Source organism: Bradyrhizobium sp. USDA 372, from assembly GCF_053629095.1.
In genome coordinates, this window is sequence record NZ_JBRJHR010000001.1 from 3821762 (window position 1) to 3848184 (window position 26423).

The 26423-nt window shown below is 65.3% G+C and carries 25 protein-coding genes and 1 pseudogene; 11 read left to right on the top strand and 15 right to left on the bottom strand.

Annotated features, from left to right (window positions below):
* The first annotated feature begins 8 nt into the window (after positions 1 to 8).
* Complete coding sequence (locus AB7M16_RS18045) at positions 9 to 836, top strand: metallophosphoesterase family protein (protein ID WP_453944699.1); 828 nt, start codon at positions 9 to 11, stop codon at positions 834 to 836.
* Here the strand turns inward: AB7M16_RS18045 and AB7M16_RS18050 are convergent.
* The 4 genes from AB7M16_RS18050 to AB7M16_RS18065 all read right to left on the bottom strand — a co-directional run bounded on the left by AB7M16_RS18050 (position 775) and on the right by AB7M16_RS18065 (position 3110).
* Positions 775 to 1260 carry a Crp/Fnr family transcriptional regulator gene (locus tag AB7M16_RS18050; RefSeq protein ID WP_172787947.1) on the bottom strand — a complete coding sequence of 162 codons (486 nt, stop codon included), beginning with the start codon at positions 1258 to 1260 and terminating at the stop codon, positions 775 to 777. The genes AB7M16_RS18045 and AB7M16_RS18050 overlap by 62 nt on opposite strands.
* Positions 1261 to 1360: 100 nt before the next feature.
* Entirely contained in the window at positions 1361 to 2101 is a 741-nt protein-coding gene (locus tag AB7M16_RS18055; RefSeq protein WP_453944700.1) for a di-trans,poly-cis-decaprenylcistransferase, read from the bottom strand.
* A 30-nt stretch (positions 2102 to 2131) separates the two neighbouring features.
* Complete coding sequence (locus AB7M16_RS18060; RefSeq protein WP_025033235.1) at positions 2132 to 2506, bottom strand: transcriptional regulator; 375 nt, start codon at positions 2504 to 2506, stop codon at positions 2132 to 2134.
* Positions 2493 to 3110 (bottom strand): hypothetical protein, encoded by a 618-nt coding sequence (locus tag AB7M16_RS18065; protein ID WP_453944701.1) that lies wholly within the window; start codon positions 3108 to 3110, stop codon positions 2493 to 2495. The genes AB7M16_RS18060 and AB7M16_RS18065 overlap by 14 nt, the downstream gene beginning before the upstream one ends.
* 205 nt (positions 3111 to 3315) lie before the next feature.
* On the opposite strand from AB7M16_RS18065, the gene AB7M16_RS18070 reads away from it, so the two are divergent.
* Positions 3316 to 4560 (top strand): S1C family serine protease, encoded by a 1245-nt coding sequence (locus AB7M16_RS18070; protein ID WP_212255626.1) that lies wholly within the window; start codon positions 3316 to 3318, stop codon positions 4558 to 4560.
* A 166-nt stretch (positions 4561 to 4726) separates the two neighbouring features.
* On the opposite strand, the gene AB7M16_RS18075 is transcribed toward AB7M16_RS18070, so the two are convergent.
* The 4 genes and pseudogenes from AB7M16_RS18075 to AB7M16_RS18090 form a co-directional block, all read right to left on the bottom strand.
* Complete coding sequence (locus tag AB7M16_RS18075) at positions 4727 to 5464, bottom strand: DUF899 domain-containing protein (protein ID WP_453944702.1); 738 nt, start codon at positions 5462 to 5464, stop codon at positions 4727 to 4729.
* 14 nt (positions 5465 to 5478) lie between these two features.
* Positions 5479 to 5811: pseudogene (locus tag AB7M16_RS18080) on the bottom strand (SRPBCC family protein); the annotation flags it as partial.
* A gap of 11 nt (positions 5812 to 5822) precedes the next feature.
* Positions 5823 to 6275: an ArsR/SmtB family transcription factor gene (locus AB7M16_RS18085; protein WP_453944703.1), complete on the bottom strand. Its 453-nt coding sequence runs from the start codon at positions 6273 to 6275 to the stop codon at positions 5823 to 5825.
* A gap of 166 nt (positions 6276 to 6441) precedes the next feature.
* Positions 6442 to 7416 (bottom strand): Bug family tripartite tricarboxylate transporter substrate binding protein, encoded by a 975-nt coding sequence (locus AB7M16_RS18090; protein WP_453944704.1) that lies wholly within the window; start codon positions 7414 to 7416, stop codon positions 6442 to 6444.
* 124 nt (positions 7417 to 7540) lie between these two features.
* On the opposite strand from AB7M16_RS18090, the gene AB7M16_RS18095 reads away from it, so the two are divergent.
* Positions 7541 to 7960 (top strand): VOC family protein, encoded by a 420-nt coding sequence (locus tag AB7M16_RS18095; RefSeq protein ID WP_453944705.1) that lies wholly within the window; start codon positions 7541 to 7543, stop codon positions 7958 to 7960.
* Positions 7961 to 8186: 226 nt separating this feature from the next.
* Positions 8187 to 9767, top strand: a complete 1581-nt coding sequence (locus AB7M16_RS18100) for an AMP-binding protein (RefSeq protein ID WP_453944706.1) — start codon at positions 8187 to 8189, stop codon at positions 9765 to 9767.
* A 127-nt stretch (positions 9768 to 9894) separates the two neighbouring features.
* Here AB7M16_RS18100 and AB7M16_RS18105 read toward each other — a convergent pair whose 3' ends face one another.
* From AB7M16_RS18105 to AB7M16_RS18115, 3 genes are all read right to left on the bottom strand, one after another.
* Positions 9895 to 10989: an HD-GYP domain-containing protein gene (locus tag AB7M16_RS18105; RefSeq protein WP_453944707.1), complete on the bottom strand. Its 1095-nt coding sequence runs from the start codon at positions 10987 to 10989 to the stop codon at positions 9895 to 9897.
* Positions 10990 to 11399: 410 nt separating this feature from the next.
* Positions 11400 to 13682 (bottom strand): molybdopterin cofactor-binding domain-containing protein, encoded by a 2283-nt coding sequence (locus tag AB7M16_RS18110; RefSeq protein WP_453944708.1) that lies wholly within the window; start codon positions 13680 to 13682, stop codon positions 11400 to 11402.
* The gene (locus tag AB7M16_RS18115) at positions 13679 to 14170 is read right to left on the bottom strand and encodes a (2Fe-2S)-binding protein (protein ID WP_135163526.1); all 492 of its coding nucleotides are present in this window, start codon (positions 14168 to 14170) and stop codon (positions 13679 to 13681) included. The genes AB7M16_RS18110 and AB7M16_RS18115 overlap by 4 nt, the downstream gene beginning before the upstream one ends.
* A gap of 498 nt (positions 14171 to 14668) precedes the next feature.
* On the opposite strand from AB7M16_RS18115, the gene AB7M16_RS18120 reads away from it, so the two are divergent.
* From AB7M16_RS18120 to AB7M16_RS18130, 3 genes are all read left to right on the top strand, one after another.
* On the top strand, positions 14669 to 15433 hold the full coding sequence (locus AB7M16_RS18120; RefSeq protein WP_453944709.1) for an alpha/beta fold hydrolase: 765 nt from the start codon (positions 14669 to 14671) through the stop codon (positions 15431 to 15433).
* Between the two features lie 24 nt (positions 15434 to 15457).
* Complete coding sequence (locus AB7M16_RS18125; protein WP_453944710.1) at positions 15458 to 15793, top strand: hypothetical protein; 336 nt, start codon at positions 15458 to 15460, stop codon at positions 15791 to 15793.
* A 242-nt stretch (positions 15794 to 16035) separates the two neighbouring features.
* Positions 16036 to 16710: a dienelactone hydrolase family protein gene (locus tag AB7M16_RS18130; protein WP_453944711.1), complete on the top strand. Its 675-nt coding sequence runs from the start codon at positions 16036 to 16038 to the stop codon at positions 16708 to 16710.
* Positions 16711 to 16864: 154 nt separating this feature from the next.
* On the opposite strand, the gene AB7M16_RS18135 is transcribed toward AB7M16_RS18130, so the two are convergent.
* The 4 genes from AB7M16_RS18135 to AB7M16_RS18150 all read right to left on the bottom strand — a co-directional run bounded on the left by AB7M16_RS18135 (position 16865) and on the right by AB7M16_RS18150 (position 20265).
* Complete coding sequence (locus AB7M16_RS18135; protein ID WP_453944712.1) at positions 16865 to 17611, bottom strand: polysaccharide biosynthesis/export family protein; 747 nt, start codon at positions 17609 to 17611, stop codon at positions 16865 to 16867.
* A 103-nt stretch (positions 17612 to 17714) separates the two neighbouring features.
* A complete protein-coding gene (locus tag AB7M16_RS18140) occupies positions 17715 to 18902 on the bottom strand; it encodes an IS481 family transposase (RefSeq protein ID WP_453944204.1) in 1188 nt (395 codons plus the stop codon).
* 255 nt (positions 18903 to 19157) lie between these two features.
* On the bottom strand, positions 19158 to 19814 hold the full coding sequence (msrA, locus tag AB7M16_RS18145; protein ID WP_453944713.1) for a peptide-methionine (S)-S-oxide reductase MsrA: 657 nt from the start codon (positions 19812 to 19814) through the stop codon (positions 19158 to 19160).
* Positions 19815 to 19947: 133 nt separating this feature from the next.
* Positions 19948 to 20265 carry a hypothetical protein gene (locus AB7M16_RS18150; protein ID WP_025033220.1) on the bottom strand — a complete coding sequence of 106 codons (318 nt, stop codon included), beginning with the start codon at positions 20263 to 20265 and terminating at the stop codon, positions 19948 to 19950.
* A 422-nt stretch (positions 20266 to 20687) separates the two neighbouring features.
* On the opposite strand from AB7M16_RS18150, the gene rpsT reads away from it, so the two are divergent.
* The 4 genes from rpsT to recF all read left to right on the top strand — a co-directional run bounded on the left by rpsT (position 20688) and on the right by recF (position 26333).
* Positions 20688 to 20954, top strand: coding sequence for a 30S ribosomal protein S20 (rpsT, locus tag AB7M16_RS18155; RefSeq protein WP_024338506.1), 267 nt, complete (start codon positions 20688 to 20690; stop codon positions 20952 to 20954).
* Positions 20955 to 22207: 1253 nt separating this feature from the next.
* Positions 22208 to 23617, top strand: a complete 1410-nt coding sequence (gene dnaA, locus AB7M16_RS18160) for a chromosomal replication initiator protein DnaA (protein WP_172787963.1) — start codon at positions 22208 to 22210, stop codon at positions 23615 to 23617.
* Positions 23618 to 23875: 258 nt separating this feature from the next.
* A complete protein-coding gene (gene dnaN / locus AB7M16_RS18165) occupies positions 23876 to 24994 on the top strand; it encodes a DNA polymerase III subunit beta (protein WP_172787964.1) in 1119 nt (372 codons plus the stop codon).
* Between the two features lie 202 nt (positions 24995 to 25196).
* A complete protein-coding gene (gene recF / locus AB7M16_RS18170; protein WP_260381368.1) occupies positions 25197 to 26333 on the top strand; it encodes a DNA replication/repair protein RecF in 1137 nt (378 codons plus the stop codon).
* Positions 26334 to 26423 lie beyond the last annotated feature (90 nt).

Genomic DNA, 26423 nt, shown 5'->3' on the forward strand with positions numbered 1-26423 from the left:
GATTTTCAATGCGCTGCCTGGTCGTGGCCGACCTGCATTATTCGCTGCCTCAGCTCGACTGGCTGGTGAGCGCGGCGCCGCGATTCGACCTCGTGATCTTCGCCGGCGACGCGCTCGACATCGGATCGATGGTGGATTTCCGTGCCCAGATCGTGGTGGTGAAGAAGTACCTCGCGCTGCTGGCTTCGACGACCCGCGTGATCCTCTGCTCCGGCAATCACGACCTCGACGAGCGTAACGCCGAAGGTGAGAAGATTTCGCGCTGGATCTCGGAGGTGCGCGAGCTCGGCATCGCCTGCGACGGCGACAGCCTTAACGTCGGCGATACCCTGTTCACGGTGTGCCCGTGGTGGGACGGACCTGAGGTCAAGCAACGCCTCGTGGGGCAGTTGCGCGATGCCGGGGCCGTCCGGCCGCAGCGCTGGATCTGGGCGCATCATGCGCCGCCGGCGGATTCACCGACGAGCTGGGGCGGCAAGCGCTTCTTCGGCGACGTCGAGCTGGTGCAGTGGATCATGCAATACCAGCCGTCGATGGTGATCTCGGGCCATGTGCATCAATCACCCTTCATCAGCAATGGATCGTGGTTCGATCGGCTGGGCCAGACCTGGGTCTTCAACACGGGCTTGCAACCCGGCCGTCCGCCGACCTACATCGTGCTCGATCTCGATGCCGACAAGGCGTTCTGGCTGGCGGCCGGCGCGGCGCAGTGGATCGACCTGAATGCGCCGCTGCAGCGGCCCGCCGCCGCCATCGAGGCGCCGCCCGACTGGCTCACATTCTTGGATCGGATTGCCGATCCGAGCCTGGCGAAACCTCAAGCGGCGGCAGGTTGATCATGCTCTGGAGCACCTCGCCGACCATGGCCAGATGCGTACCGTGGCCGGCATATTGCCGCTTCAGATCGGCGAGGTAAGTGTTGGCGACGTTGAGCCGCTGCGCCAGCATTTTTGCGATCAGCAGGGCCACGCCCGGCTCCTTCTCGAGGAACGAGGCGGCATCCTCGAACTCGTAGACGATGGCGTCGGAGCAGGCCCGCACGGTTGCGGTGTGCGGCTGGCCCAGCAGCACGGACATCTCACCCAGCACGGCGCCGGGCTCGGTGACGGTGGCGACCACCATCTCGCCCTTGAGCACCTCGAGCCTGCCTTGCATCAGCACGTAGAGATGGCCGGAGGTGCCCCCCTCGGCGACGATGATCGTGCCGGCGGCAAGCTGCCGCTCCGTTCCGCCGGTGCAATAATCGAGGACTGCACGCATCGTACGAAAGCTCCGTCGCGGGACGATACCCAGTGCCGGAACACTAGAGCACGATCCATGCCGGGCGGCAATCAGCGGGGAGCGGCGGGCGCGAGGCGCGTCACACCTGGGACAGCGAAGGCACTTCGCCTGGCAGGATCGCCTGCAGTCCGCCAAAGCGGCGCTCGCGGTTGTGGAAGGCGGCGAGCGCCTCGGCGAGATCGCCCGCGTCGAATTCGGGCCACATCCGCTCGGTGAAGTGCAGCTCGGCATAGGCGCCTTCCCAAAGCAGGAAGTCCGACAGCCGCTTCTCGCCGGAGGTACGGATGATGAGATCGACGTCGCGAAGGCCAGCCTCGCCTGTGACCAGCTGCGAGAAGGCTTCGCGGGTGAGGCTGGTCAGCGCGGCCGCCTTCGCCGCGGCATTGAGGATGGCGTCGCGCGCGGAATAATCGACGGCGAGGCGCACATGCAGCGTGCGGCCATCGGCGGTGGCCGCCTCGGCGCGCGCGATCGCGGCGGCGATGCCGTCGGGCAGGCGATCGCGGCGGCCGATGACGGAGAGGCGCACGCCGTTCTTGACGAGGCTCTGCACTTCGTTCGCGAGGTAGAAGCGCAGCAAGGTCATCAGCGCCGCGACCTCGGCCTTCGGCCGCCGCCAATTGTCCGTGGAGAAGGCGTAGAGCGTCAGCGTGCCGATGCCCTGCTTGGGCGCGGCCTCGACGATGCGGCGGATGGTCTCGACGCCGGCCTCGTGACCGCGCAGGCGCGTCAGGCCGCGCCGCGTCGCCCAGCGGCCGTTGCCGTCCATGATGATGCCGACATGAAGCTTCTCGTTGCGGGGCGTGATGTCACTTTGCATTACAAAGTCTCCGGTCAAAAAGGGGGAGGATCAGGTCGAGGCGATACCGAGGCGGCCGAGCGGCGGCGCCTCGCGGCCGGCGGCCTTCGCCGCGTCGCGCACCAGCCGCTCGAGCACGGCGAGATAGTCGAGGAAGCGGCGGCGGCCGGCCTTGGTGAGACGGCAGGTGGTGTGCGGACGGTTGCCCTCGTAGCCCTTGGTCACCTCGACGAGGCCGGCCTCCTGGAGCACGGCAAGGTGGCGGCTGAGATTGCCGTCGGTGAGGCCGCAGAGCTGCTTGAGATCGCCGAATGCCAGCCCCTTGGGATGCGCCATCAGCGAGGTCAACAGGCCGAGCCTCGCCTTCTCGTGGATCACGCGGTCGAGCCCTTCATAGGAGAAGGGCGCGCTGTCAGTCTTCGACATCGTTGTCTCCGGAGGCGAAATGCAGAATGGCCGCCATGAGCGATTGCCCGATCACGAAGGGCAGCCCCATGGTCCATGGCGACAGCGTGTGGGTTCGGCTCGCGAGCACCACGACCGCGAAGCCGGACACGAAATACCAGGCGCCGGCGAGCGCGACGGTGCGCGGCAACGAGCGGACCGAGGCGAAGATGCCGAGCGACACCAGGATCTGCCACAGGCCCGGCAGCAGCCACAGCGTCTCGCTCGCGAACTTCCACATCACCACCGCGAGCAGAACGCCGGCAACGCCCGCCGGCAGGAACTGCTCGACCGCCTGGTGAATCATCGCGTCGGCGAGACCGGAATGATGGCGTCGCGACCGCGCGCGCATCTCGATACCGATGATCAGCCCCGAGAGCGCGGCGGCGATGAACCAGCCGATGAAGAAACCGAGCGGCTCGCCGGTGGGATCATCCAGCAACCAGAATTGCAGAATGGCGGTGATGAGTGCGACGGCGCCGGTCGCAGCCATCGCCGCCGGGCCGTAGCCGCGGAAGGCGGTGCCCGCCGCGATCTGGCTGCGGATCGCCACGATGTCGGCCAGCGCCTTGTCGAGATCGCGCATCGGCACCGCCAAAACCTCGTTCCACCCGGGCATTCGCAGGACAGCTGGTCCCGTTACTTTGTATTGCAAAGTATATGGCGCCGCAAAGTAAATGCAAGCCCGAATTGCTGCGGGCAGCCGAAACGATTAGAGCGGACAACTGACGGTTGCGCCTCACCTGCCCTCGCGGATAAGATGGATGCAAGCGCGTTTGCCGGGGGCTGGTATGTGGTTGAGGTCGTTGGTCGTTGCGTTGGTGTTGCAGGTGAGTGTGGTCGGAGCGAACGCGGCGGGGCCGTTCGGCACCGTCAATGTCGGCAACTGGATCGGCGGCGCGTTCAGCAATGACGAGACGGGCGCGTTCTCCCATTGCGCGGCGACGACGCCTTACGCGAACGGCGTCATTCTCGTCGTGGGTTACAATGCCACCGGCACCTGGACGCTGGCTTTTGCGAGCCCGAGCTACCGCTTCAACAAGGGCGAGAGCGCCGCGATCGACGTGACCTTCGACGGGCAGGAGCAAGCCAGGCTGTACGCTACGGCGTATCAGTCCAACATGCTCACCGCCGTCATGCCGCTCAAAGTCGTGCGTACCTTTCAGAAGGCGAGCCTCATGGTGGCGACAGCCGGTCGCGCCGTTCTGAATTTCGATCTGACATCGACCGGGCCGGTGATCGCGGCACTGACCAACTGCGTAAGCAAGGTGAAAGCCGACGGGCTCGACAAGGCGGGCGATTTCACCAAGGGTGCGGCCAAGCCGGCGGCGACGGCGGAGAAGCAGGCGGCACCGCCCTCCGGCGGCAAGCCTGCCCGAGCCAGGAGCGGCACCGGCTTCGTCGTCAGCACGGGCGGGCACATCGTCACCAACCACCATGTGATCGACGGCTGCGTCGGCGACATCAAGGGCAATCTCACCGGCGAAGCCGCAATGGTGCTGCGCGTCGTGTCGAGCGACGCCAACAACGATCTCGCGCTGTTGCAGGCGCCGTCGACGACGACCTTCAAGGACTTCGCCCGGATCCGCGACCGCTCGATCCGCTCCGGCGATTCCGTCGTCGCGATCGGCTTTCCCTATCACGGCATCCTGACGTCGGACTTCAGCGTGACCACCGGCATCGTGAGCTCGCTCAGCGGCATGCGCAACGACTCGCGCTTCCTGCAGATCAGCGCACCCGTGCAGCCCGGCAATAGCGGCGGGCCGCTGTTCGACAACACCGGCCAGGTCGTGGGCGTGGTCACCGGCAAGATCCCGGCCTTGCGCATCGCGGTGGCGACCGGCAACATCCCCGAGAACATCAACTTCGCCATCAAGACCGGCGTGCTGCGCGACTTCCTCGACAATTCGATCGTGCCCTATCAGACCGCCGAGCCAAAGAGCGAGCTCAAGACCACCGACATCGCCGCCAACGCCCGGCCGTACACGATGCTGATCTCGTGCAATGCGACGGAGCAGGCGGACGCGAAGCGGTAGCCATCGGGCAAGGCACACCCTGCATATCACCCTCCGCTGTCATTCCCCGCGAAAGCGGGGAATCCAGTACGCCGCGGCCCATCGATTCAACCACAACTGTCGCGGAGTACTGGATCGCCCGGTCAAGCCGGGCGATGACACATTTGATGTGCGTCGAGCGCTCCCCTCACCCGTGACAGCACGCCGCCTTCGCCGGCTGCGGTTCGTACTGGTCGCGCAGACGCACCCAGTCCATCGGATAGGGCAGGCCTTCCTCGTGACGGCCGAGCGGGGTGAGATCGAGATATTGATAAGCGGCGTTCATCATGTCGAGGCCGCGGGCGAAGCAGGAATAGGTATGGAAGATCGCGCCGGCCTCGTCGCGGTAGAACACGCTGATGCCGGGCAGCTCGGGGCCGTACAGCGGCGTGGTCCCGAAATTATACATCGGCTTGCCGGTCTCGACCTCTTCCTGTGAGTACGTCACGCCGTAATCGCGGTTGAAGTCGTTGCGGCCTGAGGAAACCCAGTCGAAGGTCCAGCCCATCCGCTTCTTGAACGCCTCGAGCTTTGCGCTTGGCGCCAGCGAGACCGCAACCATCGCGGTGTCGCGCGCGGCCAAATGCGGCACCATGCGCTCGAACCCATCGGCCCAGAACGAGCAGCTCTTGCACGCCGCCTCCCAATCGGGTGCGAACATCACGTGCTGCACGATGAGCTGCGGCCGGCCCTCGAACAGGTCGCTCAGCGACACAATGCCGTTCGGCCCGTCAAATTCGTACGCCTTGTCGACCTTGACCCAGGGCAGCCGGCGGCGCTCGTCGGCAAGCCGTTCGCGGGCCTGGGTCAACTCCTTCTCATGGTCCAGAAGGGCCTTGCGCGCGGCGATCCATTGCTCGCGCGAGACGATCTGATGTTGCTGCATGGCGTTCTCCTTGGTCAGGCGACGAAAGCATCGAGCTTGTCGAACAACGAGCTCCAGCCGCGCTGGTGGTTGTCGCGTGCGGTCTCGTCGAAGAACTGGGCGTGATGGAAGATCATCAAGGTGCCGGCGCCATCAGGTTTCAGCGAGATCGTCACCAGCGATTCACGCTCCGGCGTCGAGTGCCAGGCCCAGGTGAAGACGAGAAGCTCGTTCGGCATCACCTCGCGATAACGGCCGCCGGCCTCGAAATATTCGCCGTCATCGCCAGTGAAGCTGATGCGAAACCGGCCGCCGACGCGAACGTCGAGCTCGGCTTTAAGCGTCGCCGGCTTCATGTTCGGCGGCCCGAACCATTGCGCTAGCTGCGCGGCTTGCGTCCAGGCGGCGTAGACCTTTTGCGGCTGCGCGCGGAGCCGGCGCGTGAGCGTGAGGCTTGGTCGTTCTGCCGGACGTTCGGCGGCGTTGGCGACTGCGTTGGCCATGTCTCTTCCTCCACGAAGGCGGCGAGGCGATCGAGATTGTGGGACCAGAACTGCGCATAGCGATTGAGCCAGTTCATCGCCTGCTCCATCGGCTGCGCGGTCAGCCGGCAGGCAACCGTGCGCCCGGTCTTCTCGCGCACGATCAGCCCGGCATCCGTGAGCACGTCGAGATGCTTCATGATCGCCGGCAGCGACACCGCAAACGGGGCCGCCAGCTCGCTCACCGACAGGCCGTCCTGCTCGCCGAGGCGCGCCAGCAAGGCACGCCGCGTCGGGTCGGACAGCGCCGCAAAAGTCCGGTCCAGCGTCTCGTCCCTATACTTAACCATGTGGTTTAGTATAGACGCGAGCGCGACAACGTCAAGCCGGAACCCGCAGACGCGGATCCGCACGACTGCGTGATCTGTTGCTGGACGCAGGCTGCATCAACCAAGCAACGCAAAGAAAAAAGCCCTGCCGAACGGCAGGGCTCTCTTCCCGGTCATCACGAGATCGCTACTCGACCTTCAGGCCGGCGAACTCGACGACCTTCTTCCACTTCTCGGTCTCGGCCTTGATCTCCTCGCCGAACGCCTCGGGCGTCTGCACCCGCGGCTCGCCGCCGAGTTCGACCAGGCGCTTGGCCATGTCGGGCTCCTTGATCACCGCGTTGACCTCGGCGTTGAGCTTGGCGATGATCTCCTTCGGCGTGTTCTTCGGCGCGCCCATGCCGAACAGCGCGCTCGCCTCATAGCCCTTCACGGTGTCGGCGATCGGCTGCACGTCGGGCAGCTGCGGCGAGCGTTCCGTGGTGGTGACGCCGATGGCGCGCAGGCTGCCGGAGCGGATGTGCTGGATGATCGAGGGCATGTTGTCGAAGATCACCTGCACCTGGCCGGCGAGCATGTCGGTGATCGCGGGCGCGGCGCCGCGATAGGGCACGTGCTGCATCTTGCAGCCGGTCATGGCCATGAACATCTCGCCGGACAGATGCACCGAGGTGCCGTTGCCGGACGAGGCCATGTTCACCTTGCCGGGATTGGCCTTCACGTACTCGATGAACTCGGCGACGTTCTTGGCCGGCACGTCCTTGTTGACGGTCATCACGTTCGGCACGCGCTGGAACGAGGCGACCGGCGCGATGTCGCGCACGAAGTTGAACTTCAGGTTGGCGTAGAGCGAGGCGTTGATGTAGTTGGCCGGATTGACCAGCTGCAGCGTGTAGCCGTCGGGCTCGGCATTGATGACCGATTCGGTCGCGATGTTGTTTCCGGCGCCCGGCTTGTTCTCGATCACGAATTGCTGGCCGAGCTTTTCCGACAGCCGCTGGCCGATCAGCCGTGCCAGGATGTCGGTGGCGCCGCCCGGCGGATAGCCCACCACCCATTTCACCGGACGGGCCGGATAATCGGCGGCAAGGGCCTTCGACAGCGGGGTGGTGGCAAGCGGACTGGCGGCGAGCAGGCCCAGCGCGGTACGGCGAGTGATCATCTCAAGGGTTCTCCCAGTGTTGTTCTTGAAGGTCGGATGGCTTGAAGGCCGCGTGGCCGCGGTTGTAACAAAGCTGGCCGCGGGCGGAAAGTGCGCGGGGCACTTCACGACGAAAGGATGAGACATGACGGTCAAGGTTCATGCCCTGGATCATCTCGTGATCAATGTCACCGATGTCGCGGCAAGTGCTGCGTGGTACGGCAAGATTCTCGGCATGAATGTCAAGCTGTTCGATCCCGGCGGCGGCAAAGCGCCGCGGACTTTCCTTGAATTCGGTAACCAGAGGATCAACGTCCGGCAACGCGACGCCGACAAGGTGGAGTGGTTCACCGCGGAGCAGCCGACGGCGGGCGGCGAGGACCTGTGCTTTCTCACTTCCGCCACGCCGGACGAGGTGGTGGCGCATTTGCGGGCACATGGCGTCGCGATCGAGGAAGGCCCGGGCCCGAGGCAAGGCGCCCGCGGCACGCTGCGCTCGGTCTATTGCCGGGATCCCGATGGCAGCCTGATCGAGATCTCGTCGTACGAGGATGGTAGCCGGTAGGACCTCCGCTTCCCGCCCCAAACACCGTCATTGCGAGCGAAGCGAAGCAATCCAGAATCCCTCCGCGGAACCAGTCTGGATTGCTTCGTCGCAAGGGCTCCTCGCAATGACGGCGGAGAGAGCTCGGCCCTCTCCCCCGATTTGCTTCACGCCTCATCCGATGGCAGGAAGACGCAATCATCAAAAGACAGCCGCCAGCAAGATGCAGGCTGCACCGGGAGGAGCCATGCCAGTTCAACAGACCACAGCCGGAATCGTGGGCCCGTTCGATGGGCTCGACGTGCCCTGGCTCTTGAAGATGCGCGCCGAGGTCCGCAGCTCACATCCGTTCCTGATCTGGGCGCCGTTCGATGCGCCGGCGCGGCGCTGGAGCTACGGCGAGTTTCACGAGCGGGTCGGCGCGCTCGCGGCCGGGCTCGCCAGGCGTGGCGTCAAGCCGGGCGAATATGTGCTCATTCATCTCGACAATTGCATCGAGGCGATGCTGGCCTGGTTCGCCTGCGTCGAGCTGGGCGCCGTCGCGGTCACCACCAACACGCGCTCGGCGCCGGCCGAGATCGCGTATTTCGCCGATCATTGCGGCGCGGTCGCCGCGATCACGCAGCCGGCCTATGCGGACATCGTCGCGCAGAACTGCCGCAACATCCGTTGGCTGGCGGTGACCTCGCACGATGCGGGCGCTGCGCCCGCGCAAGCGGTGTCGCGCGGCGACAGCTTCGAATCGCTGTTCGCCGACAATGCCGATCGTCCCCGGCGCGCGACCGATCCGCTGGCGCCATGCAGCGTGCAATACACCTCGGGCACGACGTCGCGGCCCAAGGCGGTGCTGTGGACCCATGCCAACGCGCTGTGGGGCGCCAAGATCAACGCCGCGCATGAGGACCTGCACGCCGGCGACGTGCACCAGGCCTACTTGCCGCTGTTCCACACCAACGCGCTGGCCTATTCCATGCTGGCGACGCTGTGGGTCGGAGCGACTTGCGTGATCCAGCCGCGCTTCTCGGCCAGCCGGTTCTGGGGCGTCGCACGCGAGCATGGCGCGACCTGGACCTCGACCATCCCGTTCTGCATGAAGGCGCTGCTCGAGCAGGAGATCCCGAAGGACCACAAGTTCCGCCTGTGGGGCACCGCCATCAACGAGCCGCCGGCCTTTGCCGCGTTCGGCATCAAGATGATCGGCTGGTGGGGCATGACCGAGACCATCACCCACGGCATCGTCGGCGAGGTCGACCAGCCCAACATCCCGATGTCGATCGGCCGCGCCGCGCCCGAATATCAGATCCGCATCACCAACGACGACGGACGGCCGACGGAGGTCGGCGACACCGGCAATCTCGCGATCAAGGGCATCCCGGGCCTGTCGCTGTTCGCCGAGTACCTGCACAACGAGAAGGCCACGCGCGAGAGCTTTGACGAGCACGGCTTCTTTCTCACCGGCGACCGTGTCGAGCGGCTCCAGAACGGCTTCATCAAGTTCGGCGACCGCGCCAAGGACATGCTGAAGGTCGGCGGCGAGAACGTTGCGGCCTCCGAGATCGAGCAGGTGATCGCGCTCGTGCCGGGCGTGCGCGAGGCCGCGGTGGTGGCGAAGAAGCATCTGATGCTGGACGAGGTGCCAGTGGTCTTCATCATCCCGCAGGACGGCGTCGCGGGCGCTGCACCCGACCTGCATGATCGCGTGATGGACGCCTGCCGCAAGGGCCTCGCCGACTTCAAGCTGCCGCGCGAGATCCGGTTCGTCGACGACATGCCGCGCTCGACGCTGGAGAAGGTGGCGAAGGCGGAGCTGCGGAAGATGGTGGGGTGAGGCGCGCGAAGACAGTTCACCCGTCATTGCGAGCGAAGCGAAGCAATCCAGCGTTCCTCCGCGGAGACAGTCTGGATTGCTTCGTCGCTTCGCTCCTCGCAATGACGAGGTCGGAGGGATCCTTATCCTAGAACGACCCCAGCGCGACCGGGCGGAACGCCTGCAGCAGCTGCTGGTCGAGCTTGCCGCCCATGCCTTCCATCATGGTGAAGGCGCGGGAATGGGTGAAGGGCATGCGGTAGGCGCGCTTCTCGACGAGCGCGGCGTAGATGTCGACGATCGTCGTCAGGCGCACGATGTCGCTGATCTGGTTCGACGACAGGCCGTTCGGATAGCCCGAGCCGTCGAGGAATTCGTGGTGATGCAGCACCACGTCCAGCATCTCCGGCGGGAAGCTGCCTTGGGCGGCGAGCGCGTCATAGCCGCGGCGCGGGTGCTGGCGGACCTCGGCCATCTCCTCGTCGGTGAGCTTGCCGGGCTTGTCGAGCAGCCAGGCCGGAACGAAGGCCTTGCCGACGTCGTGCAGCAGCGCGGCGCGAGTCAGGCGGCGCTGGTCGTCCTCGCGCATACCGAGATGCTGGGCGAAGGCGACGGCGAAGCCGGTGACGAACAGGCAATGGCGATAGCTGCCGACATGATGACAGCCCACCGTGGTGAGCCATTCACGCAGCGAGGAATGCTTGATCGCCTTCAGGATCTTGCTCTCGGCGGCGATGACGTCGTCGAAGGTCAGAGGCACGCCGAGCGGCAGCTTCTCGAACATCTTGGTCAGCACCGCATGCGCCGCCTCGACGCCGCGGTTGAGCGTCTTGCCGCGATCGGTGGCGTCATAGGCGGCGGTGTCCGGGAAGGCGGCGCGGATGCGCTGCAGGATGGCCTCGGCCTGAAGCGGCCGCGAGATGGTGTCGGTGGCCCCGAGCGCCCAGGCCTGCATGGTGCCGTGATGCAGGGCGTCCGCGAGCACGAACAGCCGCGGCATCGAACGATAGGCATCGCCGCGCAGCTTGTTGCGGACCCGCTGCACGCTCTCGGGCGAGCGCAGGTTGATGTCGACCACGAGGCCGGAGAGATCGCGCGCCGGCTGGGCGGGAATTTCCTCGGTCTTCACCGTCGAGACGTCGCCGACCGCTTTCAAGATGCTGGCGAGCTCGCTGCTGCCGTCACTGCGATCGGAGGCGAGCAGAAGCCGGCGTTTGGCGGCGGATTTGGCTGTGGCGTTCATGGCTTCCCCACAAGGACCGGGAACTCGGGCGTATTGGCCGATGAGCCTAAGCCGGATCAGGTTCTCTGGCCCTTAAGAGGCGTGCTCAATGGAGGCTTGGGGAATTGCACGCAATTTTAGGGATTGGGTTCCGGGAGGGGGAACCTCAAAAGCGAGAAAACAACCCCATGCACAGTAGAACGGGCATTGATAACACAGGGGAATTTCTACAGGCTGCCTCCGCTGTCGTCGCCCGGCTTGACCGGGCGACCCAGTACGCCGAGACGGCGAGGCTGGAACCGAGATGCCGCGGCGTACTGGATGCCCCGCTTTCGCGGGGCATGACAGTGAGGGTGGAAGGCGGCTCCAAAAACAAATCCGCCGGAGGTTGCCCTCCGGCGGACCATTTAATTCTGCAATCGCAGCTCGGCTTACGCCTTCATGCTCGCCTTCACGGCCTCCGCCGTGATCGGTAGCGCCCGGACGCGGGCGCCGCTGGCATTGTAGATGGCGTTGCCGATGGCCGGCGCGACCACGGTGACCGCGGGCTCGCCGACGCCGGTCGCCTTCTCGCCGTTGGCAATCACGGCAACCGCGACCTCGGGCGTCTGGCTCATGCGCAAGGGCGTGTAGCTGTCGAAATTGGTCTGCTCGATGCCACCGTCCTTGAGTGTCGCCTTCTCGTACATCGCCAGCGACAGACCCCACAGCGCCGCACCCTCGACCTGGGCGCGGATATTGTCGGGATGCACCTGCGTGCCGACGTCGGTTGCGACCGTGAGCTTCTTCACGGTCACCTCCCCCGACGGCGCGACGGCGACGTGAGCCACGCACGCCGTCCAGCTCGCGGTTGCGCGCTCCTGCGAGGAGACGCAGGCGACGCCCATGCCCTCGCCTTTCGGCAATTGCTTGGTGCCGTAGCCGGACAGTCCCATCGCGGCGAGCAGCGTGTTGCGCAAGCGCTGCGCGCCGCCGTCGTTCTTGCCGGCGCCGTCGAGCAAGGAGATGCGGAACTGCGCGGGATCCTTGCCCGTCGCCGCCGCGATCTCGTCGATCATGCTTTCGACGGCCCAGAAGGTCCAGCCCGGCGCCACCGAGCGAAGCTGGCCGGACGGCGTGGCGTTGTGCGCGAGCTCGTTCTTGATCGCGCGCACATAATGGTTGGGCACGGTGTAGAAGAAGTCCGCGCCATTGACCGTGAAGGAATCGAGCGGGCCCTTCTTGTCGACCGAGGGCGTCAGGAAATCGGGGATTCCCCAGCGCGCGGTCGGCCAGGCCGAGACCACGTCGTGGCTGATCGCAACGAGCTTGCCATCGCCGTCCACGCCGGCCTTGACCTTCTGGTAGGTGAGCGGACGCGAGAAATCCATCGTCATGTCGTTCTCGCGCGAATAGATCACCTTCACCGGCTTGCCGACCGCCTTGGCCGCCTGCACCGCCGGAATCATCATGTCGGCATCGAGCCGCCGGCCGAAGCCGCCGCCCAGCCAATGCTGATGCATCACGACGAATTTCGGATCGATCCCGGCAGCGCCCGCCGCGATCGCGCCGGAGCGCGTCGCGAACTGGTTGCCGGAATAGATGTGCAGGATGTCGCCCTTGAACTCCGCAGTGGCGTTCATCGGCTCCAGCGGCGCGTGGATGTTGATGCTGGTGGTGTACTCGGCCTCGACCACTTTCGCCGCCGTGCCGAAGGCAGCATTGGGATCGCCGTCCTTGACGAAGAACTGGCCGGAATCCTCCAGGCCCTGCAGCCGCTTGGCCTCGTCGAGCAGCGACTGGCTCGACAGCTTCGCGTTCGGACCCGCGTCATAGGCGATCTTCAGCGCCTGTGCCGCCTTCTTGGCGTTGGCGTAGGTGCCGGCGACGGCGACGACCCAGCCCGACGTCGTTGCGGTCTTGTCGTCGAGCGTGACGGCCTTGATGAAGCCCGGCACTTTCTTTGCCGCGCTGTCATCGACCGATTTCACCGTGGCGCCGAAGCGCACCGGCGGCGTGACCACCGCGCCATAGACCATGCCCGGCAACATCACGTCGATGCCATACTTGGCCGTGCCGTTGGTCTTGGAGGGGATGTCGAGCTGCGGCACCGACACGCCGATCATGGTGTATTGATCGGGTGTTTTCAGCTTGAGTGCCTTGAGCTCGTCCGGCGTGAAGGTCTTCGTCGCCTTGCCGCTTTTCACGACATCGGCGAACGACATCTGCTTCTTCGACTTCGGATGCACGATCATGGAATCGCGCACCACGAGCTCCGATGCCGGCACGCCCATGGCGGCGGCGGCACCTTCGGTCAGTGCGATCCGCCCGGCCGCACCGGCCCGGCTCATCGCCTCGAAGTTCATCATGGTCGACCAGCTGCCGCCGGTGATCTGCGCGCCCAGCACGGGATCGTTGAACTTGGGATCGTTGGAGGCGAGCTGCACGCGCATATCGCTCCATTTCGCGCCCAGTTCCTCGCAGACGATCTGCGCCATGGTGGAGGCGATGTGCTGGCCCATGTCGGCCTTGCCGCAGGTCACGGTGACGAGCCCGTCCGGCGAGATCGCGTACCAGACGCCCGGCTCGAAATTGGCCGGCGCGGCGGCTGCCGATTCGATGCCGGGCACGCCGGCATAGCCGAGCACGAGGCCGGTCGCGGCGGTGCCGACGAGGAAGGAGCGGCGGCTGAGATCCGTCGTCTCGCGTGTCACGTTCTTCACATGCTCGTTCATGTGGGCCTCCGCTCGTTGGAGGTGGCGGATGCAGTGCGCATCTCGGATGCGGCGCGCATGATCGCCTTCTGGATCCGCGAATAAGTCATGCAGCGGCAGAGATTGCCGTCCATATGGGCGACCACCTCTTCCTTGGTCGGATTGGGATTCTTTGCGAGCAGCGAAGCCGCCTGCATGATCTGCCCGGACTGGCAGTAGCCGCATTGCGGCACCTGCTCGGCGATCCAGGCCTTCTGCAAGGGATGATCGCCCTTAGCGGAGAGACCTTCGATGGTGGTGATCTTCTTGCCGGCGACGTCGCCGACCATGGTCTGGCACGAGCGCACGGCTTCACCGTTGACGTGCACGGTGCAGGCACCGCACAGCCCGGCACCGCAGCCGAACTTGGTGCCGGTCATCTGCAATTGCTCGCGGATCGCCCAGAGGAGCGGCGTGTCGTTCGCCGCATCCACGGACAGACTCCGCCCGTTGATGGTGAGAGTTGGCATAGGCGTCTTCCCCTGCCGGTGCATGAAGCCGCTTACGGCGGCAACTTGAATGGCGGACGCCCACCGGGCTGGCGTCAACCTTGCCCGCGAGAATGATCGCGTTCCGGCGCGGAGGCAAATGCAATTTGGAACGAGTCGAAAAAACGACCGCCACACTCGCCCGTTGTGCGCCGCGCCAAGGGCGGCGACGCAGCCACTGGACACAACAGCGCGTGCGTCAGGCATGCGTGCCATCGCGTTCGAGCGGTTTCTTCGAGGTAACTTGGCGAGCTAGAGTGCAGCCGCACGCAAACCCTTACCCTCCCCTGGAGGGGGAGGGTCGATCGCGCGAAGCGCGAGCGGGGTGGGGTGATCTCTCCACCCGGGCACTGTTGGATGTGGAAAGACCGTCACCCCACCCCGTCTCACATTTCGCTGCGCTCCATGTGAGCCGACCCTCCCCCTCCAGGGGAGGGTGAAGCACCGAGTTAGTGGCGAGGAAAAGAAAGGGCGGAAACAATGCCGAAGATCGACCGGGACGGCGTCAACATTTACTACGAGGTTCATGGCAACGGGCCGCCGCTGCTGCTCACGCACGGCTATTCCTCGACATCGGCGATGTGGCATGGGCAGATCGATGCGCTGGCGAAGGATCATACGCTGATCCTGTGGGACATGCGCGGCCACGGCCAGTCCGATTATCCCGACGATGCGAACGCATACAGCGAAGCGTTGACGGTCGGCGACATGGCGGCGATCCTCGATGCGGTTGGTGCGAAGCGCGCCATCATCGGCGGGCTTTCGCTCGGCGGCTACATGTCGCTCGCGTTCTATCGCGCACATCCGGAGCGGGCCCGCGCGCTGCTGATCATCGACACCGGCCCCGGCTTCAGGAAGGACGATGCGCGCGAGGCCTGGAACGCGCGGGCACTTGCCACCGCAGAGCGGCTCGACCGCGAAGGCCTCGACGTGTTGAAGGCGGCGACGCGCGAGCGCGCCACCGCGCGCCATCGCAACGCCAGGGGACTGGCGCTTGCCGCGCGCGGCATGCTGACCCAGCGCGATGCGCGCGTGATGGAGCTGTTGCCCGACATCCGGGTGCCCAGCCTGATCGTGGTCGGCGCCGACGACACGCCGTTCCTCGCCGCGTCCGACTACATGGCCGCAAAAATCCCCGGCGCACAAAAGGTCGTGATCCCCGCGGCCGGACACGCCGTCAACATCGATCAGCCCCAGGCTTTTGTTGACGCGGTCGCGCCTTTCCTGAAGAACTTGCCGGCATAGGCCGATCGAGCAGGGACACAGGCGATGAAGCTGATCATGCTGGCTGCGGGCACGATGTTGCTGTCCATATCCGCGCACGCCGAGCCGATCGGCGCCGTGCCGCCGCGCCTGCCCTTCGTCGCGACCTTGTCGAACAACATTCCGCTCGCCTTCGGCATGGATGCCGAACAGACCGCACGCGCGCTCGGTCAGCCGCTGCAATATGTGCGGGGACGTCCCGGCCACGAGATCTATCTCGCTTTGCGCAACATCGGCGGCAGCCGCCTGATCCCCTCTCGCCACCGCCTGTTCCTGCAATTCCGTCACGGACGGCTGGCCGGATGGAAGGAGGATTACGGCGAGAACTGGATGTGGGAGTAGGTGCTGCGCCTCATCCTGAGAGAATGTGAAGCTATCGCTAGGATTGAGGTGCTGGTTGGCGGACAATGGCCCTACATCATACTCCGTCATTGCGAGCGCAGCGAAGCAATCCAGGCTGCTTCCGCGGAGGGATTCTGGATTGCTTCGCTGCGCTCGCAATGACGGTGTTGAAGCAGCGAGCTCTCATCTATGACCGTCATCCTGAGAGCCTGAGTTCGTAACAACCAAGAAGGACAACCCGCGTGGGACAAGACATCAAGCTGACGGCCTCCGACAATTTCCAGCTCGGCGCCTATCGCGCCGACCCCGCCGGCACGCCGAAGGGCGCGGTGGTGGTGATCCAGGAGATCTTTGGGGTCAATCACCACATCCGCTCGGTCTGCGACCGCCTTGCCGGAGAGGGCTATGTCGCGATCGCGCCGTCGATCTTCGACCGGACGGCGCCGAACTTCCAGTCGGGCTATTCGCCCGACGAGATCGCGGAGGCGCGCAAGTTCGTGGCCAATCCGGACTGGGCCGCGATGCTGCGCGACACGCAAGCTGCGATCGATGCGGTGAAGCGCACCGGGCCCGTGGGCATCATCGGCTTTTGCTTAGGCGGCAGCATCGCCTTCGTCGCGGCGACGCGATTGACCGGCCTGAAGGCCGCCATCGGCTATTACGGCGGCGCGGTCGTGCGCTTTGCCGACGAGACGCCGAAGGTGCCGACCCAGCTGCATTTCGGCGAGAAGGATGCCGGCATTCCACTCGCCGACGTCGAGACCATCAAGGCGAAGCGGCCCGAGGTCGAAGTCCACATCTATCCGGGCGCCCAGCACGGTTTCCATTGCGACGAGCGCGCCAGCTACGCCAAGGCCAGCGCCGACATCGCCTGGCCGCGTAGCATGGCGTTCTTCGCGAAGCATTTGACGAAGTAACGCCCGTCTCTCTCCACCGTCATTCCGGGATGCGCCGCGCAGCGGTGCAGGCCCGGAATCCATAACCCCAGCTCGTGATTATGGATTCTCTGGTGCGCAATTGCGCACCTTAGCTCGCGCTACGCGCGCCCCGGAATGACGAGGGGAGAGAACCCTAGAACCAGCGCTCGCCGACAAACACGGTGTCGCCGGGCGCGAGCGGCGTGCCGAGCGGGACGACCGCGCGCATGGCGCCGCCGTTCTCGCTGTGCGTGACGGTGACCACGTCGCGCTTGGCGCGCGGCGAGAAGCCGCCGGCGATTGCGACCGCGCTCTCGACCGTCATGTTCGGCACGTAAGGATATTGGCCGGGCGCCAGGACCTCGCCGAGGATGAAGAACGGGCGATAGGTCTCGATCTCGACCGCCACTGACGGCTCGCGGATATAGCCGTTGCGCAGGCGTGCGGCGATCTCGCCGGCCAGCCCTGCCGTGGTGCGGCCGCGGGCCGGCACCGCGCCGATCAGCGGCATGGTGATGGAGCCGCCGGCGTCGATCGCATAGCTGTTGGTGAGACCTTCCTGGCCATAGACCACGACACGAAGCTTGTCGCCGGCGTCGAGATGGTAGGAGGCGCCATTCCGCACCGGCATCGCCATCGGCGCGGCGTAGCCGACCGGCATCGGTGCGGGCGAAGCGGCAAAGGAATTGCTGAACGCCGCGATGGCGCCGCCGCCGTTGTTGGCAACGACCACCGGCTGCGGCGCGCCGTAGGGCTGGCCATAGGCCATGGAATCGAGGTCGGGACGAGGCTGCACCATCGCGACGGGGGTTGCGGTCTGCATGCAGCCGCCCAGGGCGAGCGCGGCGGACGCTGCCAAGGACGCCAAGTTCGACCATCGAAACGCGCGTGCAACCGGCACCGGACCCATCCCTCGAAACGAGACAGCTCCACTGATGCACCGGGTATGGTTAATAAAGCGTTGAGTGGAGCGATGACGGTGCCACCCTCCCCCGCAAGCGTGTTCAGACCGAGGAGATGGTGGACGGGTGTTCGGAGACATCGTGGACACTTTCGAGGCTCCCGTCGAGAGGCCGGATGTCGACGGTTGCAATCGTCTGAGTTCTGAAGACGACGTCGAAGACGCCATCCTGTGTGGTTGGCCGGAACGCGACGGTTTTGCCGCGGAACGCCTTGGGGACTTTGATGTTGCGGCCGAGGAAGTTGACGTGTCCGCCTTGTTGGACCCGACGCACGGCATCGCCTGGTGCATATTCGAAGGGCGCGACGGTCTCGACATAGTCGCGCGGGCTCGGCTGGTAACGGCTGGCCGGCACGGCAAGCTCGAGCGCGTCGTGCGGCCGCTGCGTGTTGTAGATGGTGCGCCATCGCTCGAAAGCACGCTGGGCGGCGGCGATATCGGCGAACGGCGGGGCGGACAAGACTTCGGCCTTGAGGCTGCGATGGAAGCGTTCGTCCTTGCCCATGGTTTGCGGATGATAAGGCCGCGAATGGCTGATCTTGACGCCATGCTCGATCAACCAGACCCCGAGAGGGGTGAACGGGCTGCCTGGTCCATCGCCCCATGGCGAGCCGTTGTCGGTGATCAGCCTCTCGGGCAGGCCGTAGCGGCGGAAAGCCGCAATGAGATGCCCCTGAACTGTCTCGGTGCGTTCGTTGGTGCACGCCGCGAGTGCAACTGAGAAACGCGAGTGATCGTCGAGCACGGTCAGTGGATGAAGCCGGCCAGTGTGCATGGCCACGTGGCCCTTGAAGTCCATTTGCCACAACTCGTTCGGCCGCGATCGTTCGAAACGGGTCAAGGCAGGCGAGCCGCCGCCGAATTTGCCCAGTTCCACCCCATGTCGCCTCAGGATCGCCGTGACCGTCGACGGGGCCGGAACGGCTTCCTGTCCTAGATCCTTCAGCCGCCTGGCAATCTTCCGCCCGCCCCAGACCGGATGCTCGGCTCTCACCGAAAGCACGGCCCTCTCGATCGCCGCGGCGGTGCGTGCCGGCGACGTCTGAGGCCGCCGCGGCTGCTCCACAAGTCCAGCCGCCCCGTCGAGCCGCCAACGCTCCAGCCACTTGTAGCCCGTCGTCGGACTGATCCCGAAGCGACGGCACAGCTGCCGAACATTGCTGCCCTCTTCTGAGGCCAACATCACAAACTCCAATCTTGCGTCCATCCGGGACACCTCGCGGAACGGCATCCGACAGCCTCCTTGCTTCGCTGTCGAAAGTGTCCACGATGTCTCCGAACACCCGTCCACCATCTCCTCGGTCTGAACACGCTTGCGGGGGAGGGTCGATCGCGCGCAGCGCGAGCGGGGTGGGGTGACGGTCTCTCCGCGACGAACAGTGCCCGAGTGGAGAGATCACCCCACCCCGTCACGCAATCTCGCTTCGCTCGATCGCGTGCCGACCCTCCCCCTCCAGGGGAGGGTAAGCAAGACACGTCGTTTAGCTCACGCGCTCACGCCAACGCCGATCGGGCAGGACACGCCGGTGCCGCCCAGGCCGCAATAGCCGGCGGGATTCTTCGCCAGATATTGCTGATGGTAGTCCTCGGCGAAATAGAACGCACCGGCGGGCGCGATCTCGGTGGTGATGGCACCGAGCCCCTTCGCTGCGAGCGCCTTCTGATAGAGCGCCTTCGACTGCTCGGCCGCCTGCTTCTGCGCATCGGAAGTGGTGTAGATCGCGCTTCGGTATTGCGTGCCGACGTCGTTGCCCTGGCGCATCCCCTGCGTCGGGTTGTGGCTTTCCCAGAAAGTCTTCAGAAGCGTCTCGTAGGAGATCTTGTTCGGGTCGAACACGACCAGCACCACTTCGGTGTGGGCGGTGCGGCCCGAGCAGACCTCCTCATAGGTCGGGTTCGGCGTGTGACCGCCGGCATAGCCGACGGCCGTCACATAGATGCCCTCGCGAAGCTGCCAGAACTTGCGCTCGGCGCCCCAGAAGCAGCCTAAGCCGAACAATGCCTGCTTGAGACCGGCGGGATAAGGCGGCTTCAGCTTTGCGCCGTTGACGAAATGGGTGGTCGCGGTCGGGATGGCCTGCGCACGGCCCGGCAGCGCGTCAGCTGCGCTCGGCAATGCAGTGGTCTTGCGCATGAACAGCATGATGGATCTCCGAAGCGAGCGCATGCCTGAGCCAGTCGGGAGACCAGGCGCGTGCTCGCGATGAGGTGGGAATATAGGGCTCTACGCGGCAAGAGGCAGCGCTGTTACGCGGCGGCCGGCGGAACTTGAAAGCTCAATCCCGGGAATAGCCGATCAAGGGCTTGCGCGGGCGGAACAGGATCATCAGGAGGATGCCCAAAATGCCGAGGACGGCGAAGACCGGCTGCTCCAGCACCAGGCGGATCACCGAGGTCCAGAGCCAAGGCGCCTTGGCCTCGACCCAGGTGCGGAAGGCCGATTGGCTGGCCTGATTGATGTCGTTCCAGAACTGGCCGAAACGGGTGAATTTGAGGGTCTGGTCGGCCACCCAGCGGGCGCCGTCATAGACCATGAAGATGAACCCGCCGGCGAGCAGCAACAGCCCAATCAGTCGGAAAAAGCCGCGGATCATGCCTCACCTACGATGGTCGCCCGACCGGACGACCTTGCGAAACGATGCCAGCCAATAGCCGGGCGACGGCAGAAATTCAACCTCTTCAGGGCGTTACGGCACCAAACCGGCCCGCCAAAGGCGCGTTTCCAGCCCCCGAAAGCGTTGACGGTGCGAAAGACCCTCTCTATAAGGGCGCCAACTGGCGGTGGGCGCAATCCCGCCGCCGCTGTTCTTTGAGCAGTTGCAGGCCCCTTGGGCTTCAGGACTCTTTCGAGCTTGAAGACACCGTGGAGCCTCAGAGACAGCCGCAAGGCGGTCGCTCATGTTCCGGGAACGGCCCAGCAACCGAACACCCTAAATCCGAGCGTCGATTACGCGGTCAAGCAAGCCGGCGCTACCCGACCAAGACGCGACCGGTACCCGCAAAGGACATTGAGACCATGGCCAATACCACTTCTGCCAAGAAAGCGACGCGCAAGATCGCCCGCCGCACCGCCGTCAACAAGTCGCGCCGCACCCAGATGCGTGGCGCCGTGCGCACTGTCGAGGAAGCCATCAAGAGCGGCGATCGCGCCGCTGCCGTGAAGGCACTCGCGACTGCCGAGCCCGCCTTGATGCGCGCCGCCCAGCGCAACATCATTCACAAGAACAACGCCAGCCGCAAAGTCTCGCGCCTCACCGCGCAGATCGCCAAGCTCGCGAAGTAAATCTTGCCAAGTCATCTTGGCGACATCGTCTGATCGGTCGATCCGGTCAGCGCGTCAAAAAGCCCGGCCTCACGCCGGGCTTTTTTGTTGGCTGTCATAATTTCACGCCAGCAGTCACGCGATGCTCACGCCTCGCTTGGACGATTTAAATCGTCTGCGTCAGTTTTCGTTCCGTAGTTCTACCTGCCGATGTTCTGCAACAGTGGAAACTTCACTGCGTTGCAAAAACCCCTGTGCCGCGGGCGCGAATTGAATCGGTGGCCGATGAGAGTTCTGCACACCGTAGATTCACCGGAACGCGAGCGAGTGTGGAGTTACCCTGCAAAACGAGTCTCGAAAAGCGATGACTCGATAATCACTTATCTACATAGCAGCGACAAGCATTTGGAAAATTCGCCCGCACGTCGGGCGCATGACGAATTTATAAAAAAAATTTGGCGCTGAACGAGAATTGTCACATGACGCGCGGCCTTCTCGATTCTGTGCACGGATTCAAAAACTTGCTTCGGAGCCTGTGAACAACTCCTGTGCGGCATTAACCGAGGTCAAGTTTTTTGACGCCTCAACTGTGAATCAATTTCGTTGCGAGTCTTTCCGCTTAGTGTATTCCTTAACCCAGTCAGCGGCGCCCACGATCTTGAGACCAGCGCGGTTTAGGAAACGGGGCGAACGTGCAGATCGGCGGCGGTAGGCACGTAGGCGACGCTTCAACAAGTGATGTCGGTTCAAAACCCACAGCAATGTGGGAATGGTAGCTCTTTGTCTGAATGTCTCCAAGCGGGATCTCCTCGCTCGCGCCAAGCGCAAATGAGAGACATCGCGAAGTTACCCCGGCACGCAAGGTGGCGAAGTCGAGCGGACGACGAGTACATTGGGCAGACATCCGCGACAGGAGTACGGCGCGGTTGTCTTCAGGACACGCAGGACCTTGTCGTGAGCGATCACGGCAGGACGGGGAGGTATCATGTCTTACGGACTCAGCGCGGTATTGCAGCACGTTTCTTTTTCCAACGATGCCGTTTCAGCCCCGTCGGATCTCCAGCCTCCCGCGTGTGACGGAGCGCCGAGTACGCGCTGACCTCGCGACCCCTCCATCTCTGACATCGCTGATCTGACCCGCGGCGTTCGCGCCGAACGGTCGAGCCATGCCCGACGATGGACTCGCTCGAGGTCGCGCCAGTTCAGGGTGCGTGGCAAGAACCCTGCATGGCGCTCACAACGCAACTATATCTCTCAAGAGAAGTTTTCTGACGATGACAATGGAACAGGATCGCTGGTCACGCGTGAAGGGTCGGTTGCGCTCGAGCGTTGGCGAGGACGTCTACACGAGCTGGTTTGCACGCATGGATCTGGAAGGCGTGCAGGACGAGAGCGTGCGGCTGTCGGTGCCGACGCGGTTCCTGAAGAGCTGGATCCAGGCCCATTATGCCGAGCGCGTGCTGTCGTGCTGGCAGGCCGAGATGCCGGAAGTGCATCGCATCGACCTCACGGTGCGGTCCGCCGTGCGTCCGACGGCGCAGCCGAAGGAGGCGCCCGCGCCGGTCGAGGCGCGCCGCGCGCCGACACCGGAATTGCGCTCGACCGCGACCGCACCGGTCTCGGCCAATCACGACGCGCTCGGCGGCTCGCCGCTCGATCCGCGCCTGACCTTCGCGAGCTTCGTCGTCGGCCGCTCCAACACGCTGGCCCATGCGGCCGCGCGCCAGGTCGCCGAAGGACGTCGCGGCGACCCCGTGATGTTCAACCCACTCTACATCCATGCCGGCGTCGGCCTCGGCAAGACGCATCTGTTGCAGGCGGTGACCTGGGCCGGCAATTCCGGCAACGAGCGCAAGGTGCTGTATCTCACGGCGGAAAAATTCATGTACGGCTTCGTCGCCGCGCTGAAGACGCAGACGGCGCTGGCTTTCAAGGAAGCGCTGCGCGGCATCGACGTGCTGGTGATCGACGACCTCCAGTTCCTGCAGGGCAAGTCGACGCAGGCCGAGTTCTGCCACACGCTGAACGCGCTGATCGACGCCGGCCGCCAGGTCGTGATCGCGGCCGACCGTCCGCCGTCCGATCTCGAAAGCCTGGATGATCGCGTGCGCTCGCGGCTCGCCGGCGGGCTCGTGGTCGAGATGGGCTCGCTCGGCGAGGAGCTGCGCCACGGCATCCTGAAATCGCGCGTCGCGGCGGCCCGCGCCCATCACGCGACGTTCGAGGTGCCCGAGGAGGTGCTGCACTATCTGGCGCGCACCATCACCCATAACGGCCGCGACCTCGAAGGCGCGATCAACCGCCTGCTCGCGCATTCCAAGCTCAACAACCGGCCGGTGACGCTGGAGATGGCCGAGCACGAGGTGCGCGACCTGGTGCGGCCGCAGGAGCCCAAGCGGATCAAGATCGAGGACATCCAGCGCGTGGTGGCACGGCAATATAATGTCAGCCGCTCCGACCTGCTCTCCTCGCGCCGCACCGCCAACGTGGTGCGCCCGCGCCAGGTGGCGATGTATCTCGCCAAGACGCTGACCCTGCGTTCGCTGCCCGAGATCGGCCGCCGCTTCGGCGGACGCGACCACACCACGGTGCTGCACGCGGTGCGCAAGATCGAGGCGCTGGTCTCCAAGGACACCGCTCTGTCCGAAGAAGTGGAGTCGCTGAAGCGCCAGCTTCAGGAATAAAGGCCTAGGGCTCCCGCCCTGCTCCCGCCGCCCCGGCTCTCCTGGGCGGCGGCCTTCGTTTGGGGCGGTAAATCGTGGGGAACTGGCCCCGATCCCTTGAATCGCCGGGGCATCCGCGGCACCTTGCGCGACCCAGGCGGCTTTGGTCATATCGGCAGGAATGATCCGGCCTTGCGGGGTCTTCGATGCCGTGGCGCGCGTCCCGCCGCCCGGCCTTCTCAACGCTGTGTTTTCCTTGGGGATCGGGCGAGTAGTGCAATGAAGGTTACGGTCGAACGCGCGCAATTGCTGAAGTCGCTGGGCCATGTCCACCGCGTGGTCGAGCGCCGCAACACGATCCCGATCCTCGGCAACGTGCTGGTGCGCGCCGAGAACGCGAAATTGTCGCTGAAGGCGACCGACCTCGACCTCGAGGTGACCGAGACGCTGCCGGCGGAAACCGCGACCGCGGGCTCCACCACGGTGCCGGCGCACATGTTCTACGACATCGTGCGCAAGCTGCCGGACGGCTCGCAGATCGTGCTGGAGGCCGACGGCGACCGCGCGGTGCTGGCAATCCGCGCCGGCCGCTCGCGCTTCACGCTGCAGACGCTGCCGGAGAACGATTTCCCGGATCTGGCGGCCGGCGACATGTCGCACTCGTTCTCGCTCGCCGCCAAGGACGTCAAGCGGCTGATCGACCGCACGCAGTTCGCGATCTCGACCGAAGAGACGCGCTATTACCTCAACGGCATCTATCTGCATGCCGCCGGCACGGCAAAGGCCGCCACCCTGCGCGGTGTCGCCACCGACGGCCACCGCCTCGCCCAGCTCGACCTGGTGCAGCCCAAGGGCGCCGAGGGCATGCCCGGCGTGATCGTGCCGCGCAAGACGGTCGGCGAGGTGCAGCGCCTGATCGAGGACACCGAGGCCGAGATGACGATCGAGCTGTCGCAGGCCAAGATCCGCTTCACCATCGGCAACGTCGTACTGACCTCGAAACTGATCGACGGCACCTTCCCCGATTACGGCCGCGTCATCCCGCAGAACAACGACAAGGAGCTCGTGGTCGACAAGAAGGATTTCGAGAACGCGGTCGACCGCGTCTCGACGATTTCGAGCGAGCGCGGCCGCGCGGTGAAATTGTCGCTGTCGGCGGGCAAGCTGGTGCTGTCGGTGACCAACCCGGATTCCGGCAGCGCGACCGAAGAGCTCGAGGTCGAATACGCCTCCGACGCCCTCGATATCGGCTTCAACTCCCGCTATCTGCTCGACATCGCCGCCCAGATCGAAGGCGACGTCGCAACGCTTCGCCTCGCCGACCCCGGCTCGCCGACGCTGGTGCAGGACCGCGACGACAAGAGCGCGCTGTATGTGCTGATGCCGATGCGGGTGTGAGGGGTGCTCTCTCGACCATCCATCGGAGCCGTAGGGTGGGCAAAGCTTGCGCCGTAGCTCGAAGAGCGAAGGCGAAAGCGTGCCCACCATGCAGCAGCCCGGATCGCGGCGAGACGTGGGCACGGCGCGCGCGAAGCGCGCCCCTTTGCCCACCCTACGGCCTGCTCCCAAGGGGAGAAAGCGCGTCCATGACAAAGAACTCATGACCCCCTCCCGCATTCATCGCCTGACGCTGACGCATTTTCGCAATTACCGGGCGGCGGGGCTCGAGACGGCGGCTGACCTGGTGGCACTGGTCGGGCCGAACGGGGCGGGCAAGACCAATTGCATCGAGGCGATCTCGTTCCTGTCGCCGGGCCGCGGCCTGCGCCGCGCGACGCTCGAAGACGTCGCCGACAACCAGGGCGACGGTTCGTGGGCGGTGTCGGCGCAGGTCGAGGGCGCGCTGGGGCTGGCCACGCTCGGCACCGGCATCGATGCGCCGCGCGCGGACGCCCCGGTGAGCCGGCGCTGTCGCATCGACCGCGAGCCGGTGGGTTCGGCCAGCGCATTCGGCGATCACATCCGCATGGTGTGGCTGACGCCGGCAATGGACGGGCTGTTCATGGGCGCGGCCTCGGAGCGCCGGCGCTTCTTCGATCGTCTCGTGCTCGCCATCGACAGCGAGCATTCCAGCCGGATCAACGCGCTCGAGCGCTCCTTGCGCTCGCGCAACCGCCTCTTGGAGACGCGCAATTACGACGACCATTGGTGCGACGCGATCGAGCGCGAGACCGCCGAGCTCGCAGTCGCGGTGGCGGCCACGCGCGGCCAGACCGCGGCAAGGCTGACCGGCATGCTCAACGCGCGCGCGCAAGCCTCCGCATTTCCGTCCGCGCAAATCGCGCTCGACGGCTGGATGGAGAACGCACTGCTGACGGAGACCGCGACCTCGGTCGAGGACCGCTACCGCCAGATCCTGCGCGACAACCGCCCGCGCGATGCCATCGCCGGCCGCACCACCGACGGCCCGCACCTCACCGACCTCGCGGTCCTCTATGCGCCGAAGAGCATGCCGGCGCGCGATGCCTCGACCGGCGAACAGAAGGCGCTGCTGATCGGCCTCGTGCTGGCGCATGCGAGCCTGGTCGCCGAGATGACCGGCATCGTGCCGCTGCTGCTGCTCGACGAGGTGGTTGCGCATCTCGATCCGAACCGCCGGGCGGCGCTGTTCGATGAGCTGAAGAAGCTCGGCGCGCAGGTGTGGCTGACCGGTGCGGATCCCGCCGCCTTCGCCGAGATCGGCGCAGGGGGCGAAGTGTTTGACGTCGAGAGCGGACGAGTCTCGGCCCGCAGCTAGGCCGCCGCATTGAACCCGCTTGTTTGCGGCCACGACTAGCTGCTTGTGGCTGCAAGAGGCGGCCATCGCGCAGGATTTCACAACTGGCGC

Bases quoted from the DNA above. Each gene is read 5' to 3' on its own strand.
- AB7M16_RS18045 (WP_453944699.1), top strand. From the start codon at position 9: ATGCGCTGCCTGGTCGTGGCCGACCTGCATTATTCGCTGCCTCAGCTC.
- AB7M16_RS18050 (WP_172787947.1), bottom strand. From the start codon at position 1,260: ATGCGTGCAGTCCTCGATTATTGCACCGGCGGAACGGAGCGGCAGCTT.
- AB7M16_RS18055 (WP_453944700.1), bottom strand. From the start codon at position 2,101: ATGCAAAGTGACATCACGCCCCGCAACGAGAAGCTTCATGTCGGCATC.
- AB7M16_RS18060 (WP_025033235.1), bottom strand. From the start codon at position 2,506: ATGTCGAAGACTGACAGCGCGCCCTTCTCCTATGAAGGGCTCGACCGC.
- AB7M16_RS18065 (WP_453944701.1), bottom strand. From the start codon at position 3,110: ATGCGCGATCTCGACAAGGCGCTGGCCGACATCGTGGCGATCCGCAGC.
- AB7M16_RS18070 (WP_212255626.1), top strand. From the start codon at position 3,316: ATGTGGTTGAGGTCGTTGGTCGTTGCGTTGGTGTTGCAGGTGAGTGTG.
- AB7M16_RS18075 (WP_453944702.1), bottom strand. From the start codon at position 5,464: ATGCAGCAACATCAGATCGTCTCGCGCGAGCAATGGATCGCCGCGCGC.
- AB7M16_RS18085 (WP_453944703.1), bottom strand. From the start codon at position 6,275: ATGGTTAAGTATAGGGACGAGACGCTGGACCGGACTTTTGCGGCGCTG.
- AB7M16_RS18090 (WP_453944704.1), bottom strand. From the start codon at position 7,416: ATGATCACTCGCCGTACCGCGCTGGGCCTGCTCGCCGCCAGTCCGCTT.
- AB7M16_RS18095 (WP_453944705.1), top strand. From the start codon at position 7,541: ATGACGGTCAAGGTTCATGCCCTGGATCATCTCGTGATCAATGTCACC.
- AB7M16_RS18100 (WP_453944706.1), top strand. From the start codon at position 8,187: ATGCCAGTTCAACAGACCACAGCCGGAATCGTGGGCCCGTTCGATGGG.
- AB7M16_RS18105 (WP_453944707.1), bottom strand. From the start codon at position 10,989: ATGAACGCCACAGCCAAATCCGCCGCCAAACGCCGGCTTCTGCTCGCC.
- AB7M16_RS18110 (WP_453944708.1), bottom strand. From the start codon at position 13,682: ATGAACGAGCATGTGAAGAACGTGACACGCGAGACGACGGATCTCAGC.
- AB7M16_RS18115 (WP_135163526.1), bottom strand. From the start codon at position 14,170: ATGCCAACTCTCACCATCAACGGGCGGAGTCTGTCCGTGGATGCGGCG.
- AB7M16_RS18120 (WP_453944709.1), top strand. From the start codon at position 14,669: ATGCCGAAGATCGACCGGGACGGCGTCAACATTTACTACGAGGTTCAT.
- AB7M16_RS18125 (WP_453944710.1), top strand. From the start codon at position 15,458: ATGAAGCTGATCATGCTGGCTGCGGGCACGATGTTGCTGTCCATATCC.
- AB7M16_RS18140 (WP_453944204.1), bottom strand. From the start codon at position 18,902: ATGCCGTTCCGCGAGGTGTCCCGGATGGACGCAAGATTGGAGTTTGTG.
- msrA (WP_453944713.1), bottom strand. From the start codon at position 19,814: ATGCTGTTCATGCGCAAGACCACTGCATTGCCGAGCGCAGCTGACGCG.
- AB7M16_RS18150 (WP_025033220.1), bottom strand. From the start codon at position 20,265: ATGATCCGCGGCTTTTTCCGACTGATTGGGCTGTTGCTGCTCGCCGGC.
- rpsT (WP_024338506.1), top strand. From the start codon at position 20,688: ATGGCCAATACCACTTCTGCCAAGAAAGCGACGCGCAAGATCGCCCGC.
- dnaA (WP_172787963.1), top strand. From the start codon at position 22,208: ATGACAATGGAACAGGATCGCTGGTCACGCGTGAAGGGTCGGTTGCGC.
- dnaN (WP_172787964.1), top strand. From the start codon at position 23,876: ATGAAGGTTACGGTCGAACGCGCGCAATTGCTGAAGTCGCTGGGCCAT.
- recF (WP_260381368.1), top strand. From the start codon at position 25,197: ATGACCCCCTCCCGCATTCATCGCCTGACGCTGACGCATTTTCGCAAT.